This is a genomic window from Massilia forsythiae (assembly GCF_012849555.1).
Taxonomy (GTDB): Bacteria; Pseudomonadota; Gammaproteobacteria; order Burkholderiales; family Burkholderiaceae_D; genus Telluria; species Telluria forsythiae.
This window is the reverse complement of the sequence record NZ_CP051685.1, coordinates 5,313,926-5,329,300: the sequence shown is the minus strand read 5'-3', so window position 1 is coordinate 5,329,300 and position 15,375 is coordinate 5,313,926. Positions and strand designations below refer to the sequence as shown.

The window sequence follows — 15,375 nt, the reverse complement described above, 5'->3', positions numbered from 1 at the left end:
ATACGTTCTTTCGATTCGCCCGGGACGGGCTGCGACCGCGATGATAACGTGCTGGGCGTCGCCACGCCGGGCGTCGCCACGCCGGGCGTCGCCACGCCGCGCGTCGCCACGCCGGCCGTCACCGTGCCGCGTCCGCCGTGCGGGCGCCGGCCCGCCATCATCTATCCGCGGCGCGCCCCGGCTGGATGGCCGCGCGCCACCAGTCGTCGATCATCTGCTTCTCGGCCGGCCAGCGTTCGTCGCGCGGGTAGGTGCCGATGCGGTTCAGGTAGTTGCGGTCGCTCAGCAGCGCGTCGCCGTCCGCCACGGGACGGCCGCCTTCCGTGAACGCGTAGTGCAGGCGCATGCGCGGCCAGTCGCCGCGCTCGCGGATGCGGATGGCGTCGGTGCTGAAGCCGTTGGGACGCTCGCGCCCGGCCAGGTCGACGTCCAGCACGTCGATGACCAGGTCCTGCCCCGGCGGCAAGGTCTTGCCGAGCTGGCGGAAGTGCTCGGCCAGGTCGTCCAGTACCTGCTGGCGCTGCCACGGGATGCGCGGCAGGTCGGTGAACTTGTCGGCGTCGACGTAGTTGACGGTCACCGCCGCCAGCGCCGCGCCCTGGGATGCCAATAGCAGGCCGGCCAGTGCCAGCAGGCGGAATCGTCGGTTCATTGCCACCTCCATCGGAATCGGTCTTGGCTGCGGATGTGGCGTTCAATATACGCCGTTCGTGCCGGCCGCGCCCGCCCGGTGCAAACGCGCACCCGCTGCGGCGCCAACGCTCAGCGCTGCACCACCACCAGCAGCGCGCGCGCCTCGGTCTTGCCTGCATTGCGGATCACGTGGGCCTGGTCGGCCGGGTAGCGCGCGGTGCCGCCGTGCTTGATCCTGCGCTTTTCCGGACCCACCTCCAGTTCGACCGCGCCGGTGAGGACGGTCAGGTGTTCGCTGGTGCCCGGGTCGTGCGGCTGCGAGGCCAGTTCGCCGCCCGGCGCCAGCGTCAGTTCGTACCACTCGTACTTGCCGGCCAGGTCCATCGGTCCCAGGATGCGCAGCGCGTAGCCGGCGTGGGCGCCGGGCAGGGTGGGGGTCTCGTGGGCGTCGACCACGCGGATCAGGTCGACGCTGCGCACCTCGGACGACAGCAGGTCGCCGATCTCCACGCCCAGCGCGTTGGCCAGGCGCCAGGTGATGGCGATGGTCGGATTGGCCTTTTCGCGCTCGATCTGCGACAGCATCGATTTCGAGACGCCGGCGATGCGCGACAGGTCTTCCAGCGTCAGGCCGCGCGCCAGGCGCAGGCGCTGCAGTGAGGCGCCGACTTCCGGCGGGGCGCTGTGGGTGATCGTTTTGTTCATTCGGTGTGCTTGGTTCGTCCGCATGCGCGGCCGGCTTGCCAAGTTCAATGGCCAGGAGTAAGATTCATTATATTGAATTTCTGTTCGACATACAGAACGACGCTCGGAGCAGCGAACTTCGTACAGCGAATGGACCAACGGTACAACATCCGCCAACCACCGGTCAAGACGGCCAGCAAAGGACGAACACATGAGCGACCAGGCATTCTATAGTTCCCTCCAGCAGAAACTCGACACGCTCAAGGGCGAGGGATTGTTCAAGCCCGAGCGCGTGATCGCCTCGCGCCAGGGTTCGGAAGTGGTGGCCCAGGACGGCCGCACCCTGATCAACATGTGCGCCAACAACTACCTCGGCCTGTCCGGCGACGAAGAGACCGTGCAGGCCGCGGCCGCCGCGCTGGAAACCTACGGCTACGGCCTGTCGTCGGTGCGCTTCATCTGCGGCACCCAGACCGTGCACAAGGAACTGGAAGGGGCGCTGTCGCGCTTCCTCGGTCTTGAAGACACGATCCTGTACGCGGCCGCCTTCGACGCCAACGGCGGTGTGTTCGAGCCGCTGTTCGACGAGAACGACGCCATCATCTCGGACGCCCTGAACCACGCCTCGCTGATCGACGGCATCCGCCTGTGCAAGGCGGCGCGCTACCGCTACGCCAACAACGACATGGCCGACCTGGAAAAGCAGCTGCAGGCGGCCACCGATGCCGGCAAGCGTCACAAGGTGATCGTCACCGACGGCGTGTTCTCGATGGACGGCACCATCGCCCAGCTCGACAAGATCGTGGCACTGGCGGAACGCTACGGCGCGCTGACCCTGGTCGACGAATCGCACGCTTCCGGCTTCATGGGCAAGACCGGGCGCGGCACCCACGAGCACTGCGGCGTGCTGGGCAAGATCGACATCATCACCGGCACGCTGGGCAAGGCCCTCGGCGGCGCGATGGGCGGCTTCACGGCCGGCCGCAAGGAAGTGATCGAGACGCTGCGCCAGAAATCGCGTCCCTACCTGTTCTCCAACACGCTGGCGCCGATGATCGCCGGCGCCTCGCTGGCGGTGCTGGAGCGCATCAGCAAATCGACCGAACTGCGCGACCGCCTGCACGAGAACACCGCCTACTTCCGCCGCGAGATCGAGCGCATCGGCTTCACCATCAAGCCGGGCACGCACCCGGTGGTGCCGGTGATGCTGTTCGACGCGCCGGTGGCGCAGAAATTCGCCGCGCGCATGTTCGAATTGGGCGTGCTGCTGTCCGGCTTCTTCTACCCGGTGGTGCCGATGGGCCAGGCGCGCGTGCGCGTGCAGCTGTCGGCGGCGCACACCCGCGAGCAGCTCGACACCGTATTGAAGGCCTTCGAGCAGGCCGGGCGCGAACTCGGCATCCTCGAAGCCTGAGGCCGGCCGCCGCAACCAACCGCCACCACGGCCGGCCGCGTGCCCACGAGGCGCCGGCAGCCATACCAGCCGGGCCCGGACCGGGGCCGGCGCATTCAGCATTCAGCAGGAACAGGACGACAAGCATGGAACGCATTCTCATCATCGGCGCCAACGGCCAGATCGGCAGTGAACTGGCGGCCTTCCTGGCGCAGCAGCACGGCGCCGACAACGTGATCGCCTCGGACATCGGCGCGGACAACGTCTACGGCGCGGCGCGCTACACGCGCCTGGACGTGCTCGACCGCGACGCCGTCGCCGGCCTGGTGGCCGCCGAAGGCATCACCCAGGTCTACCAGCTGGCGGCGCTGCTGTCCGCCACCGGCGAGAAGGCGCCGCTGAAGGCCTGGACGCTGAACATGGACGGCTTGCTCAACATCCTGGAAATCGCGCGCGAGCGGGTCGAGGCGGGCACGCCGCTGAAGGTGTTCTGGCCATCCTCGATCGCCGCCTTCGGCCCGAACACGCCGGCGGAAAACACCCCGCAGTACACGGTGATGGACCCGACCTCGATCTACGGCATCAGCAAGCTGGCCGGCGAGCGCCTGTGCGAGTACTACCACGCCAGGTACGGCGTCGACGTGCGCAGCATCCGCTACCCCGGCATCATCAGCTTCAAGTCGCCTCCGGGCGGCGGCACCACCGACTACGCCATCGCGATCTTCCACGCGGCGCTGCGCGGCGAGACCTACGAATGCTTCCTTGGCCCGGAGACCACGCTGCCGATGATCTACATGCCGGACGCCATCCGCGCCACCGTCGAGCTGATGGACGCGCCGGCGGAGAAGGTCGCGATCCGCTCCTCTTACAACGTGGCCGGCGTCTCGTTCAACCCGCGCGAACTGGCGGCAGCCATCGGGCGCAAGCTGCCGGCGTTCCGTATCGCCTACCGGCCGGACAGCCGCCAGCAGATCGCCGATTCCTGGCCGCAGAGCCTGGACGACGCCCGTGCCACGGCCGACTGGGGCTGGAACGCGCGCATCGGTGTCGATGAGATGGTGGCCGACATGCTGGAAAACGTGGATGTGGGGCAGGCGGCCTGAATTTCGGTCTGGAGACATTGCGGTCCATTTTCTAGGCGACGTCCTGTAAACCGTCGTCCCCGCGCAGGCGGGGACCCATGCTGAGTATCAGAAATCGTTACATTGAGAGCATCGCGGTGCTTTCGAGTATGTGACTTCGCAAGCTCGGTATGGGTCCCCGCCTGCGCGGGGACGACGTATCGGGCGGCGCGTCCAGGCAGGCCATTTGCAGCACTTTATAAGCAACAAAGCAAGCAACAAAGGAGACACCCCATGGACATGAGCGTATTCGACCTCTTCAAGATCGGCATCGGCCCCTCCAGTTCCCACACGGTCGGCCCGATGGTGGCGGCGCGCCGCTTCCTGCTCGATTACGTGGGCGAGTTCGGCAACCTCGACGAGGCCGCCGGGGTCGAGGCGCACCTGTACGGCTCGCTGGCGCTGACCGGCGTCGGCCACGCCACCGACAAGGCGGTGATCCTGGGGCTGATGGGCGAGACGCCGCAGGACATCGACCCGGACACGGTCGAGGACAAGCTGGCCGAGGCCGAGCTGGACGGCGAATTGTCGCTGCTGGGGCAAAAGACGGTGCCGTTCGGCGCGCGCACCGGCCTGGTCTGGCACAAGCAGTCGACGCTGCCCGGCCACCCGAACGGCATGCGTTTCGTGCTCAAGCTGGTCGACGGCAGCGTCATCGAGCGCATCTATTACTCGGTCGGCGGCGGCTTCATCGTGGCGGCCGGCGATACGCCGCAAGCCGCGGCGGAGGCGGCGCCGCCCGCGGTCCCGTTCCCGTTCGACACCATGGCCGGGCTGCTGGCGCAGGGCCGCGCGCATGGCCTGGGCATTCCCGCCATGCTGCGCGCCAATGAGCTGGTGCGCATGACCGAGGCCGAGCTGGACGCCGGCCTGGACCGCATCTGGCACGTGATGCGCGACTGCATCGCGCACGGCCTCGTTACCGAGGGCCAGTTGCCGGGCGGGCTGAACGTGAAGCGCCGCGCCGCCAAGCTGTGGCGCCAGGAGCAGGACGCCAAAGGGGTGGCGAATCACCTGCCGCACGACGCCGTCAACCAGGTCAGCCTGTACGCGATGGCGGTGAACGAGGAAAACGCTGCCGGCGGGCGCGTGGTGACGGCGCCGACCAACGGCGCGGCCGGCATCATCCCGGCGGTGCTGCGCTACTACGCCGAGGATTGCCGTCCGAGCGACCCCCAGCGCGGCGTGCGCGATTTCCTGCTGACCTCGGCGGCGATCGGCATGCTGTGCAAGAAGAATGCCTCGATTTCCGGCGCCGAGGTCGGCTGCCAGGGCGAGGTCGGCGTGGCCTGCGCGATGGCGGCGGCCGGCCTGGTGGCGGGCTTGAAAGGCACCAACGAGCAGATCGAGAACGCCGCCGAGATCGGCATCGAGCACCACCTGGGCATGACCTGCGACCCGATCGGCGGCCTGGTGCAGATCCCGTGCATCGAGCGCAACGGCATGGGGGCGATCAAGGCGATCACCGCGGCCTCGCTGGCGCTCAAGGGCGACGGCACCCACATGGTCAGCCTGGACGACGTGATCGAGACCATGCGCCAGACCGGGGCCGACATGCAGGCCAAGTACAAGGAAACCTCGCTGGGCGGACTGGCGATCCACGTGGTGACGGTCAACCACGCCGCCTGCTGACGCGGACGGACAGGCGCTGCGCAGGGTGGACGCAGGCCCGTCCACCGTACGCATTACCCGCTTTCTAACGGAACAATATTCGGTAAAAAGACAACTTTCCGCGGGCCGGACTATAATGAATGTCCCTTGCCAGCCACCCCGGAATCTTTTCATCGTATGCATTATGTGTCCACCCGCGCCACCGGCGCGTCCGCAGCACGACAACCCGATACCTTCTCCGACATCCTGCTGAGCGGCCTGGCGCCGGACGGCGGCCTGTATTTGCCGGCGGACTACCCGCAAGTCAGCGGCGCCGAACTCGACGCCTGGCGCACCCTGTCCTACGCCGAACTGGCCTTCGAGATCCTGCGCAAGTTCGCCACCGACATTCCCGAGCAGGACCTGAAGGCGCTCACCGCCAAGACCTATACCGCCGAGGTCTACCGCAACGCGCGCGCCGATGAAAGCAGCGCCGAGATCACGCCGCTGCGCGTGCTGGAGCAGAGCGGCGAGCGCACGCTGCTCCTGCAGGGCTTGTCGAACGGTCCCACGCTGGCCTTCAAGGACATGGCGATGCAGTTGCTGGGCAATTTGTTCGAATACGCGCTGGCCAAGGACGGCGACGAGCTGAACATCTTCGGCGCCACCTCCGGCGACACCGGCAGCGCCGCCGAGTACGCGATGCGCGGCAAGCGCGGCATCCGCGTGTTCATGCTGTCGCCGCATGCCAAGATGAGCGCCTTCCAGACCGCGCAGATGTTCAGCCTGCAGGATCCGAACATCTTCAACATCGCGGTGGAGGGCGTGTTCGACGATTGCCAGGACATGGTCAAGGCGGTTTCCGGCGACCTCGCGTTCAAGGTGCGCCAGAAGATCGGCACGGTGAATTCGATCAACTGGGCGCGCGTGGTGGCGCAGGTGGTGTACTACTTCCGCGGCTACCTGATGGCCACGACCTCGAACGCGCAGAAGGTGTCGTTCACGGTCCCGTCGGGCAATTTCGGCAACATCTGCGCCGGCCACATCGCGCGCATGATGGGCCTGCCGATCGACAAGCTGGTGGTGGCCACCAACGAGAACAACGTGCTGGACGAGTTCTTCCGCACCGGCGTGTACCGCGTGAGGAAAAGCAGCGAGACCTACCACACCAGCAGCCCGTCGATGGACATCTCCAAGGCGTCCAACTTCGAGCGCTTCGTGTACGAGCTGGTCGGGCGCGACCCGGAGCGCACCCATGCGCTGTTCCGCCAGGTCGAGACCGAGGGCGGCTTCGATCTGTCGGGCGCGCCGGGCAGCGACGGCGACGAATTCAAGCGCGTCGCGCAGTACGGCTTCGTGTCCGGCCGCTCGACCCACGCCGACCGCCTGGCCACGATCCGCTCGGTGTTCGACGACTACGGCATCACCATCGACACCCACACTGCCGACGGCATCAAGGTGGCGCGCGAACACGTCGAGCCGGGCGTGCCGATGATCGTGCTGGAAACCGCGCTGGCCGCCAAGTTCAACGAAACCATCCTGGAAGCGCTCGGCAGCGACGCCGCGCGCCCGGCCGGCTTCGAGGACATCGAGACGCTGCCGCAGCGCTTCGTGGTGATGCATCCGAACGTGGCGCAGATGAAGGAATTCATCGCCGCGCATACGGGGCTGGCGCAGGCGGCGCCGGCAGGTGCGGAGCCGGCTCGATGAGCGCAGCGATGGACAACGGCGCCGCCGCGCCGGCGCACGGAGGCGCGCCGGCGCGCAAGCCGATGCTGACGGTGCGCGCCGCGCTCGACGTCCTGTTGTCCGCGGCGCGTCCGGTGGACGGCATCGAGGAGGTCGACACGCTGGCCGCCGCCGGCCGCGTGCTGGCGCGCGACCAGGTGGCGCTGCTGGACGTGCCGGCCGCCGACAACACGCAGATGGATGGCTACGCGGTGCGCGCCGCCGATTGCGCGAGCGGGTCGGCGACGCTGCCGGTGAGCCAGCGCATCCCGGCCGGCACCGTCGGCCAGCCGCTGGCGCCGGGCAGCGCCGCGCGCATCTTCACCGGCGCCCTGATTCCCGCGGGCGCGGACGCGGTGGTGATGCAGGAACAGTGCGAGGCCGATGGCGGCCGCGTGGTCGTCAAGCATGCGCCGCGCGCCGGCGAATGGATCCGCCGCGCCGGCGAGGACGTGCGCAGCGGCGCCGTGATCCTGGCGGCGGGCACGCGCCTGCGCGGCCAGGAAACCGGGCTGGCGGCGTCCGTCGGCCTGGCCACGCTGCCGGTGCGGCGCCGCCTGCGGGTGGCGGTGTTCTTCACCGGCGACGAGCTGGCGATGCCGGGTGAAGCGCTGGCCCCGGGCGCCATCTACAACTCGAACCGGTTCACCCTGCGCGGCCTGCTGCAGGACCTCGGCTGCGAGATCAGCGACTACGGCATCGTGCCGGATTCGCTGCCGGCCACGCGCGACACGCTGCGCCGCGCAGCGCGCGGGCACGACCTGATCATCACCTCGGGCGGCGTCTCGGTCGGCGAGGAAGACCACATCAAGCCGGCGGTGGAGGCGGAAGGGCGCCTGGACATGTGGCAGATCGCGGTCAAGCCGGGCAAGCCGCTGGCGTTCGGCGAAGTGCGTCGCGCATCGTCCGGCAGCGCTGCCGCTGGTGCTCCCGACAGCGCCGCGCAGCAGGCCGGCACCGCCTTCTTCATCGGCCTGCCGGGCAACCCGGTGTCCAGCTTCATCACCTTCCTGCTGTTCGTGCGGCCGTTCGTGCTGCGCTTGCAGGGCGTGAGCGGCGCGGTAGAGCCGCGTTCGCTGCCGCTGCGCGCCGACTTCGACTGGGTGAAACCCGACCGCCGCAACGAATTCCTGCGCGTGCGCATGAACGCCGAGGGCGGCCTCGATTTGTTCCCGAACCAGGGCTCGGGCGTGCTGACCTCGACCGTCTGGGCCGACGGCCTGGTCGACAATCCGCCGGGCCAGGCGATCGCGCGCGGCGACACGGTACGCTTCATCCCGTTCGCCTTCCTGCAACATTGAACAACGAAGGAACACCATGAATATCAAGCTGCGTTTCTTCGCCAGCGTGCGCGAAGCCCTCGGCAGCGCCGGCGAGACGCTGGACCTGCCGCCGGACGTGACCACGGTCGGCGCGCTGCGCGACTTCCTCGCCGCGCGCGGCGGCGCCTGGGCCGAAGCCCTGGCCCCCGAACGGGCGCTGCGCACGGCCTTCGACCAGGCCATGTGCGACCCGGCGACCCCGCTGCGCGACGGCGCCGAAGTGGCCTTCTTCCCGCCGGTGACCGGGGGCTGAACACCGGAACAAGGAGCAGCGCACCGTCGTCCCCGCGCAGGCGGGGAGCCATACTGACTCGCCGGAGTCGATCGATGTGAAACACGGTGGCCTATCGGAGGACGGCGACTCCGGTTAATCTGCATGGGTCCCCGCCTGCGCGGGGACGACGCAGGCGCACGCGGGCCCTTGTCGGCGTGCCGGACCGCCGGACTGCCGCACCACCCGGCACTCAAGCGATCGTCTTTTCCGCCAGCGCCAGCAGCCTGGCGCAGGTGGCGTTGCGTTCGCCGTAGTCGCGCCAGGCGGTGTTGCGCGCGATATCCTGCCACTTGCGCAGCGAGTCGCCGTTGAGGTCGACCGTGCGCCCGCCGGCGCCCTGGAACAGCGCCGCCACCGCGGCGTCGTCCATCTGCGCCGACTTGCGCGCGAAGCCTTCCAGGTCGGCGCCGATCTTCGTCAATGCCGCCTGCTGGTCGCGCGGCAGGCGGTCGAACGCGGTCTTCGACATCAGCAGCGGCTCCAGCATGAACCAGTAGGCGCCGCCGCGCGCGGTGGTGACCGACTTCGAGACTTCGTCCAGGCGGAACGAGATCAGCGAGGACGACGAGGTCATGGCCGCATCCAGCGCGCCGTCCTGCATCGCCTTGCGGATCTGGTTGGACGCCATGCTGACCACGTCGGCACCGGCTTCCTTGAGGATCATGTCCATCTCGCGCGAACCGCCGCGCACCTTCAGGCCGGCCGCATCCTGCGGATCGACGATCGGCCTGGCGCGCGAGGCGACGCCGCCGGCCTGCCATATCCAGCTCAGGATGACGATGCCGCGTTCGGCCAGCACGCGCTTGAATTCCTGGCCGATTTCGGCATCCTTCCAGGCGTAGCCCTGTTCGTAGGAGGTGACCAGCCCCGGCATCGACACAACGTTCAGTTCCGGCATGGCGGCGCCGGCGGCCGACAGCGGCACCAGCGTGAGGTCGAGCGCGCCCTTGGCCAGCGCCGGGATCTGCGCTTCGCTCGGCATCAGGCGCGAAGCCGGATAGATCGAGAATTTCAGCTTGCCCCGGGTGTTGCGCTCGGCCTCGGCGGCGAACATGCGGCACAGGCGGTCGCGGAAATCGCCTTCGGCGACGCTGCCGCCGGGGAACTGGTGCGAAATCTTGAGATTGGTCGGCTGCGCCCATGCAGCCTGTAGCCAGAGCGGGCTGGTCGCGATCGCGCCCAGTAGAGTCCTGCGTGTCACTACCGACATTGTCATCCTCCAAGATGGTCTTTCGGACTACCGGACGAATCGTGCAAGCCCCAGGATGCCGAGCGGCGGCGTACATCGTTCGCAAGTTGGCGTACGCTGTAAGCATAGGCTCGGCAGTAACAGTGTCAAGAAATTATTTTTCTTGATAACAATGCACTGCAACACGGATGGCTGTGCTACGCGACGACCTCGAAGAGCACAGTGTGGCAGACCTGAGAGGGACAAGTTTGCGCGATCGCCAAGCTATGCCGATTGGGTAGTGTTGCAGCGCAATGCGGGTATGGCGGTAAAGAGACAATCGCGCCGATGATTCGGCAGCGCCATCGCTGGCACATGCCGCGGAGAAACGCGCCGGCTGCATTTTCCCGGTCGGCGGCGAGACGCTAGGGCGTAACAAAAGCCCGCCAAAAAATCCGGGTAATCCGCTTTCAACGGAGAAAGTTTTGCTATAGTGGAGGTCTGCGCCGGGTTCGCGCGCAAAAATCGCGACAATCAATTACAAGTTACGCAACATGACACCAAAACTGGACCGGGTCGATCTGCGGATCGTGGAAGAGCTGCAGGGCAATGCCCGGCTGTCGAGTACCGAACTGGCCGAGCGCGTCTCGCTCTCGACCTCGCCATGCTGGCGCCGCGTCAAGCGGCTCGAGGAAGAAGGCGTGATCCGCGCCTACCAGGCGCGCATCGACCCGAGCAAGCTGGGCTACCAGGTGACCGCCTTCGTGCACATTTCGCTCGACAAGAAGGACACCCGCAACCTGCAGGAATTCGAGCGCGCCATCCAGGCCATTCCGCAGGTGCTGTCCTGCCACCGCATCTCCGGCCGCTACGACTACCAGCTGATGGCCCTGGCCGAGGACTTGCACGCCTACGGCGCGTTCGCCGAGACCTTCATCAACGCGCTGCCGTGCGTGAAGGAGGTCTATACCTCGTTCGTGATGCGCGAGGTCAAGGCGCCCGGCAGCGTGCCCCTGCCGGGCTGAAACCGGCGCTGCGACCGGCGCTGCGCTTCTGACTTCACATCGTGCACGTCAAAGCGTCTTGAGGTAGGCGCGGATCGCTTCCTCGACCCTGGCCGGCTCGTCGATCATGGCGAAATGGCGCGCCGGCGCCACCGTCACCACCTGCAGCCGCGGCGTTCCCGCCAGCAGCGCGCGGTAATAGTCCGCCTTTTCCTGCTCGCCCAGGCCCTGCTGGGTGGCGTCGAGGTCGAACCACGGCACGATCGCCAGCACCGGCGCGGTGATCGACGTCAGTCCCGGGCGCAGGTCCAGGTCGAGCGCATCGGCCGCGTACTGTCCGATCGCAGCCGGATCGCTGCGCGCCGACAGTTCGGCCAGCGCGTCGGCCTTGTCCATGTCGAGCACGCCGACGGTGCGCATGTAGCTGCGCTGCCCTGCTGCGAACTGGGCCGGCGGCTGCGCCGCCATGCGTGCGCGCATGGCCTGGGCATACGCGGCGCGCTGCGCCGGCGCCAAGTCTTCGGTGCCCGGGAACACCGGCAAGCCGTCGATGGCGACCACGCCGCCGACCGCATCCGGGAGGTCCTCGGCCACGGCCAGTCCCAGCGTGGCGCCCAGGCTGTGGCCGACGATCACCGGCTTGGCCAGGCGGCGCTCGGCGATCAGCCGGGCCACGGCGGTGCGCGCCCCGGCCAGGCCATCCTTGCCGGCCGGGCGCCCGTCGAAGCCGGGCAGGGTCAGCACGTACACCGGGTAGTCGCCGGCAAAGGCGCGGATCGTGTCCTGCCACGCCCAGCTGCCGCTGCCCAGGCCGGGGATCAGGATCAGCGGACGGCCCTTGCCGGCGTGCCGTTCGACCAGCACGCCGCCGATCTCGAAGCGCTCGGCCGGGACGATGGCGGCGGCGAAGCGGTTGGCGGGGACGGCTGCGGACCGGGCAGCGGATTGCGCCATGGCGGGCGCTGTTGCGCATGTCGACAAGGCCAGGACGGCAGTGCAAAGCAGGGCGGACAACGGTTTGATGTTCATGCGGACTCCTGGTCGGGAAAGAAAATCGCTTCGATCGGTTGGGTGAACAGCCTGGCGATCGCGAACGCCAGCGGCAGGCTCGGGTCGTACTTGCCGTTCTCGATGGCGATCACGGTCTGGCGCGACACCGCCAGCAGCTCGGCCAGGTGGGCCTGGCTCCATCCGTGTTCGGCGCGCAGGTCGCGCATCAGGTTCTTCATTTGTCGAACCAGGCGCGGGCGATGCCGACCAGCGCCCAGCTGGCGCCCATCACCATCCACACGCTGAACATCGAGATGTGCGGGAAGCCGGCGGTTTCCAGGAAGCCGTAGCTGAAGGTGACGGCGCCGGTGATCGCGAAGGCGAGGCCGATCGATTCGAGCATGCGCAATCTCTGGTATTCGTCCACGCGCCGCACCTGGCGCGCCACCGCGCGGATCATCAGGCCGAAGCCGATCATCGGCAGCAGCAGGACGACGGTGCGTAGCGCGCCTTCCGCCAGCGGCCGCCCGAACTTGATCGATCCCATCAGCAGGACGATGTACACCACGATCGCGGTCCACAACTCCTTGTGGTAGGCCCGCGCCACCTGTTTTTCGTACATGTGGTACCTCCCGGCTGAATGTTGATACGCATCGATGATGTAAAGTACGCTTTACATGCTAGAGGTGCTCGTATGCGGTGTCAAGCTTCCTTTACATCTTTTTTGCTGTCGTGCCGGCGGCTATGGCGGCCGGCGCTTCTCGACTACAATGCGGGCCTCCCGTACCCGTGCCATCCAGCCTTTCGTCGACGCCGACCGCCATGACCCAAGCCTTTTCCTCTCCACGCCGCGCCATCGTCATCGGCGGCGGTCCCGCCGGCCTGATGGCGGCCGAAGTGCTGGCTGCCGGCGGTGCCGCCGTCGACCTGTACGACGCCATGCCCTCGGTCGGGCGCAAGTTCCTGTTGGCGGGCAAGGGCGGCATGAATATCACCCACTCGGAAGCGCACGACGCCTTCGTCGGCCGCTACGGCGCGCGCAGCCACGAGGTGGCGCGCTGGCTGGACGGTTTCGGCCCGCACCAGGTGCGCGACTGGATCCACGGGCTCGGCGTGGACACCTTCGTCGGCAGTTCGGGCCGCGTGTTCCCGGCCGACATGAAGGCGGCGCCGCTGCTGCGCGCCTGGCTGCACCGGCTGCGCGAATCCGGCGTGCGCTTGCACATGCGCCACCGCTGGATCGGCTGGCGCGACGGCTGCCTGCTGTTCGCGACGCCGGAAGGCGAGCGCCTGGAGCGGGCCGGTGCGACCGTGCTGGCGCTCGGCGGCGCCAGCTGGGCGCGCCTGGGATCGGACGGTGCCTGGGTGCCGCTGCTGGCCGAACGCGGCGTGCCGGTGGCGCCGCTGGTGCCGATGAACTGCGGCTTCGACGCCGACTGGAGCGAACATTTCAGCAGCCGCCATGCCGGCGCGCCGCTGACCACGGTGGCGCTGGGGCTGGACGAGGGCGCCGCGACGGTAATGCGCAAGGGCCAGTTCGTGGCCAGCGCCAGCGGCATCGAGGGCAGCCTGGTGTACGCGCTCTCGGGCGCCATCCGCGACCGCATCGCCGCGCAGGGCAGCGCCACCGTGCTGGTCGACCTGCTGCCGGACCATTCGCCCGAACGCGTGCTGGACGAGGTGACGCGCGGACGCGGCGCCCGTTCCATGTCGAGCCACCTGCAGGGGCGGCTCGGCATCAAGGGCGTGAAGTCGGGCTTGCTGCACGAATGCCTGTCGAAGGAAGCGTATGCCGATCCGCTGCAGCTGGCGCGCGCGCTCAAGGCGCTGCCGCTGGTGTTGAAGCGCCCGCGCCCGATCGACGAGGCGATCAGCAGCGGCGGCGGCGTGCGCTTCGAGGCGCTGGACGGCGCCGGCAGCATGCTGCGCGCGCTGCCGGGTGTGTTCGTCACCGGCGAAATGGTCGACTGGGAAGCGCCTACCGGGGGCTACCTGCTGACTGCGTGCTTCGCCGGCGGACGTGCGGCAGGCAAGGATGCGCTGGCGTGGTTGCAGGCTTCCAACACCTTTTAACATTTACGCTGCGAAACCTATCTTTGCGGCGCAGGATGTAGCTTTAGTGCAAGTTTGCTGTTAGTCTCGTAGGACAAATCTTACTTTTCCTCCGAGCGTATGCACAGCCGCACTGCCTACATCCGTAGTCACAGGTCGTTTTCGATGCTGAAAAGCCGCCTGGCCGCCTTTACCGTGATCGGTCTCGCGGGCGGCGCAGCATTGCTGGTCCTGCTGCCGGCAGCGCAGATGCTGCGCGCGCCCGCGGTCCCGGAAGCCGCGCCGGCGACGGTGCCGGCGACGCTGCGCATGTCCGCCCGCGCGGCGGCGCCTGCGGCCGCGGCGGACAAGCCGGCGCCGCGCCGCGTCTACCGCTTCTCGATCGTGCCCGGCGGCCTGGCCAGCCGCGACGAGCTGCTGCAGGCGATCGCGCACGACCCGGTGGTGGCGGCGCACTACGCCGGCTTCGACGCCGACAAGGCACGCGCGGTCACGGTCGACAAGGCGCGCGCGGTCTACGTCTCGTACCGCAAGGGCGACCAGGTCTACTGGACCGCGAAGAAGCTGACGCTGGCGCCGGGCGAGACCGTACTCACCGATGGCGTCAACGAGATCCGCGGACGCTGCGGCAACCGCATCTCGGACGTGCCCCGGTTTCCGGTCGAGGCCCACGGCCCGAGCGAACGCGACCTCGATTCCTCGACCCTGCAGCCTGCCGACGGAGGCCTGGAGAGCGTTTCGTATGCACCGGCCGCCGCGCAAGGCTACGACGGCCAGTCGCACCAGCTGGTGTCGTTCCCGTACGGCGCCGGCCTGCTGACGCCGGGCGCGGGTTCGCCGGGTTCGACCGGCCGCTTCGGCACCCTGGACGGCAACGAGACGCCGCGCTTCCCGTACGCCACCCGCTACCCGGTCACCGCGGCCACGCCGGTCGGTCCGGCCACGCCGGTCGATACGGCCGCGCCGGTCGGCCCGGCCGTGCCGTCCGCACCGGGCACGGACGGCCTCGTGCCCACGACCCAGCCGGTGCTTGCCGCCTCCGACCCGGTGGTACCGGTGGTGTCCGCCGACGTGCCGGCCACGCTCCCTGCCACCGATACCACGGGCGCCAACGTCGCCGATCCGGGCAACCTGCCGGCCCCGGTGGCGCTGGATCCGTCGCTGTGGCCGCCCGGCCTGGCCGCCGCTACCCCGGCGCCGACGCCGGCCAGCGCCGAAGCGCCGGAGCCGGGCTCGCTGTGGCTGGGCGGCGTGGGCCTCGCCGCCATGCTGCTGCTGCGCCGTCGCCGCTCCACATGAAGGCGTGCACAGGCAGGAACCCATGCTGGGCAACGATATCCGATCATCGAAAACGACCCGGCACCGTCGACGGCCAGTGCGGCATTGCCGGAGCCTGCGAGCGGCATCCTGTATGAT

At 68.4% G+C, this 15,375-nt stretch carries 15 protein-coding genes; 9 read left to right on the top strand and 6 right to left on the bottom strand.

The genetic code is table 11. The features are described 5' to 3' along the window. Positions 1-157 precede the first annotated feature (157 nt). Both HH212_RS22345 and HH212_RS22340 read right to left on the bottom strand, forming a co-directional pair. Positions 158-652, bottom strand: coding sequence for a DUF3016 domain-containing protein (locus tag HH212_RS22345; RefSeq protein WP_170204510.1), 495 nt, complete (start codon positions 650-652; stop codon positions 158-160). A gap of 110 nt (positions 653-762) precedes the next feature. Beyond that, positions 763-1,338: a helix-turn-helix domain-containing protein gene (locus HH212_RS22340; protein ID WP_170204509.1), complete on the bottom strand. Its 576-nt coding sequence runs from the start codon at positions 1,336-1,338 to the stop codon at positions 763-765. A gap of 190 nt (positions 1,339-1,528) precedes the next feature. On the opposite strand from HH212_RS22340, the gene kbl reads away from it, so the two are divergent. The 6 genes from kbl (at position 1,529) to moaD (ending at position 8,724) form a co-directional block, all read left to right on the top strand. Then, a complete protein-coding gene (kbl, locus tag HH212_RS22335) occupies positions 1,529-2,731 on the top strand; it encodes a glycine C-acetyltransferase (RefSeq protein WP_170204508.1) in 1,203 nt (400 codons plus the stop codon). A 125-nt stretch (positions 2,732-2,856) separates the two neighbouring features. Continuing rightward, positions 2,857-3,813: an NAD-dependent epimerase/dehydratase family protein gene (locus HH212_RS22330; RefSeq protein ID WP_170204507.1), complete on the top strand. Its 957-nt coding sequence runs from the start codon at positions 2,857-2,859 to the stop codon at positions 3,811-3,813. Positions 3,814-4,065: 252 nt separating this feature from the next. After that, positions 4,066-5,463 carry an L-serine ammonia-lyase gene (locus HH212_RS22325; protein ID WP_170204506.1) on the top strand — a complete coding sequence of 466 codons (1,398 nt, stop codon included), beginning with the start codon at positions 4,066-4,068 and terminating at the stop codon, positions 5,461-5,463. 156 nt (positions 5,464-5,619) lie between these two features. Continuing rightward, positions 5,620-7,131, top strand: coding sequence for a threonine synthase (thrC, locus tag HH212_RS22320; protein WP_170204505.1), 1,512 nt, complete (start codon positions 5,620-5,622; stop codon positions 7,129-7,131). A 62-nt stretch (positions 7,132-7,193) separates the two neighbouring features. Further along, positions 7,194-8,450, top strand: a complete 1,257-nt coding sequence (locus HH212_RS22315; RefSeq protein WP_170205619.1) for a molybdopterin molybdotransferase MoeA — start codon at positions 7,194-7,196, stop codon at positions 8,448-8,450. Positions 8,451-8,466: 16 nt separating this feature from the next. After that, the gene (gene moaD, locus HH212_RS22310; protein WP_170204504.1) at positions 8,467-8,724 is read left to right on the top strand and encodes a molybdopterin converting factor subunit 1; all 258 of its coding nucleotides are present in this window, start codon (positions 8,467-8,469) and stop codon (positions 8,722-8,724) included. Positions 8,725-8,935: 211 nt separating this feature from the next. Here moaD and dctP read toward each other — a convergent pair whose 3' ends face one another. Continuing rightward, entirely contained in the window at positions 8,936-9,955 is a 1,020-nt protein-coding gene (dctP, locus tag HH212_RS22305; RefSeq protein ID WP_170204503.1) for a TRAP transporter substrate-binding protein DctP, read from the bottom strand. A 512-nt stretch (positions 9,956-10,467) separates the two neighbouring features. Between dctP and HH212_RS22300 the strand changes: the two genes are divergently transcribed. Next, on the top strand, positions 10,468-10,938 hold the full coding sequence (locus HH212_RS22300; protein ID WP_170204502.1) for an Lrp/AsnC family transcriptional regulator: 471 nt from the start codon (positions 10,468-10,470) through the stop codon (positions 10,936-10,938). Positions 10,939-10,986: 48 nt separating this feature from the next. Here HH212_RS22300 and HH212_RS22295 read toward each other — a convergent pair whose 3' ends face one another. The 3 genes from HH212_RS22295 to HH212_RS22285 are packed head-to-tail and all read right to left on the bottom strand — an operon-like array spanning position 10,987 to position 12,529. After that, complete coding sequence (locus HH212_RS22295; protein ID WP_170204501.1) at positions 10,987-11,946, bottom strand: alpha/beta fold hydrolase; 960 nt, start codon at positions 11,944-11,946, stop codon at positions 10,987-10,989. Continuing rightward, complete coding sequence (locus HH212_RS22290; protein WP_170204500.1) at positions 11,943-12,146, bottom strand: helix-turn-helix transcriptional regulator; 204 nt, start codon at positions 12,144-12,146, stop codon at positions 11,943-11,945. The genes HH212_RS22295 and HH212_RS22290 overlap by 4 nt, the downstream gene beginning before the upstream one ends. Next, on the bottom strand, positions 12,143-12,529 hold the full coding sequence (locus HH212_RS22285; protein WP_170204499.1) for a hypothetical protein: 387 nt from the start codon (positions 12,527-12,529) through the stop codon (positions 12,143-12,145). The genes HH212_RS22290 and HH212_RS22285 overlap by 4 nt, the downstream gene beginning before the upstream one ends. 200 nt (positions 12,530-12,729) lie before the next feature. On the opposite strand from HH212_RS22285, the gene HH212_RS22280 reads away from it, so the two are divergent. Both HH212_RS22280 and HH212_RS22275 read left to right on the top strand, forming a co-directional pair. Beyond that, positions 12,730-13,980 carry a TIGR03862 family flavoprotein gene (locus tag HH212_RS22280; RefSeq protein WP_170204498.1) on the top strand — a complete coding sequence of 417 codons (1,251 nt, stop codon included), beginning with the start codon at positions 12,730-12,732 and terminating at the stop codon, positions 13,978-13,980. Positions 13,981-14,124: 144 nt separating this feature from the next. After that, the gene (locus HH212_RS22275; protein ID WP_170204497.1) at positions 14,125-15,258 is read left to right on the top strand and encodes a PEP-CTERM sorting domain-containing protein; all 1,134 of its coding nucleotides are present in this window, start codon (positions 14,125-14,127) and stop codon (positions 15,256-15,258) included. Positions 15,259-15,375 lie beyond the last annotated feature (117 nt).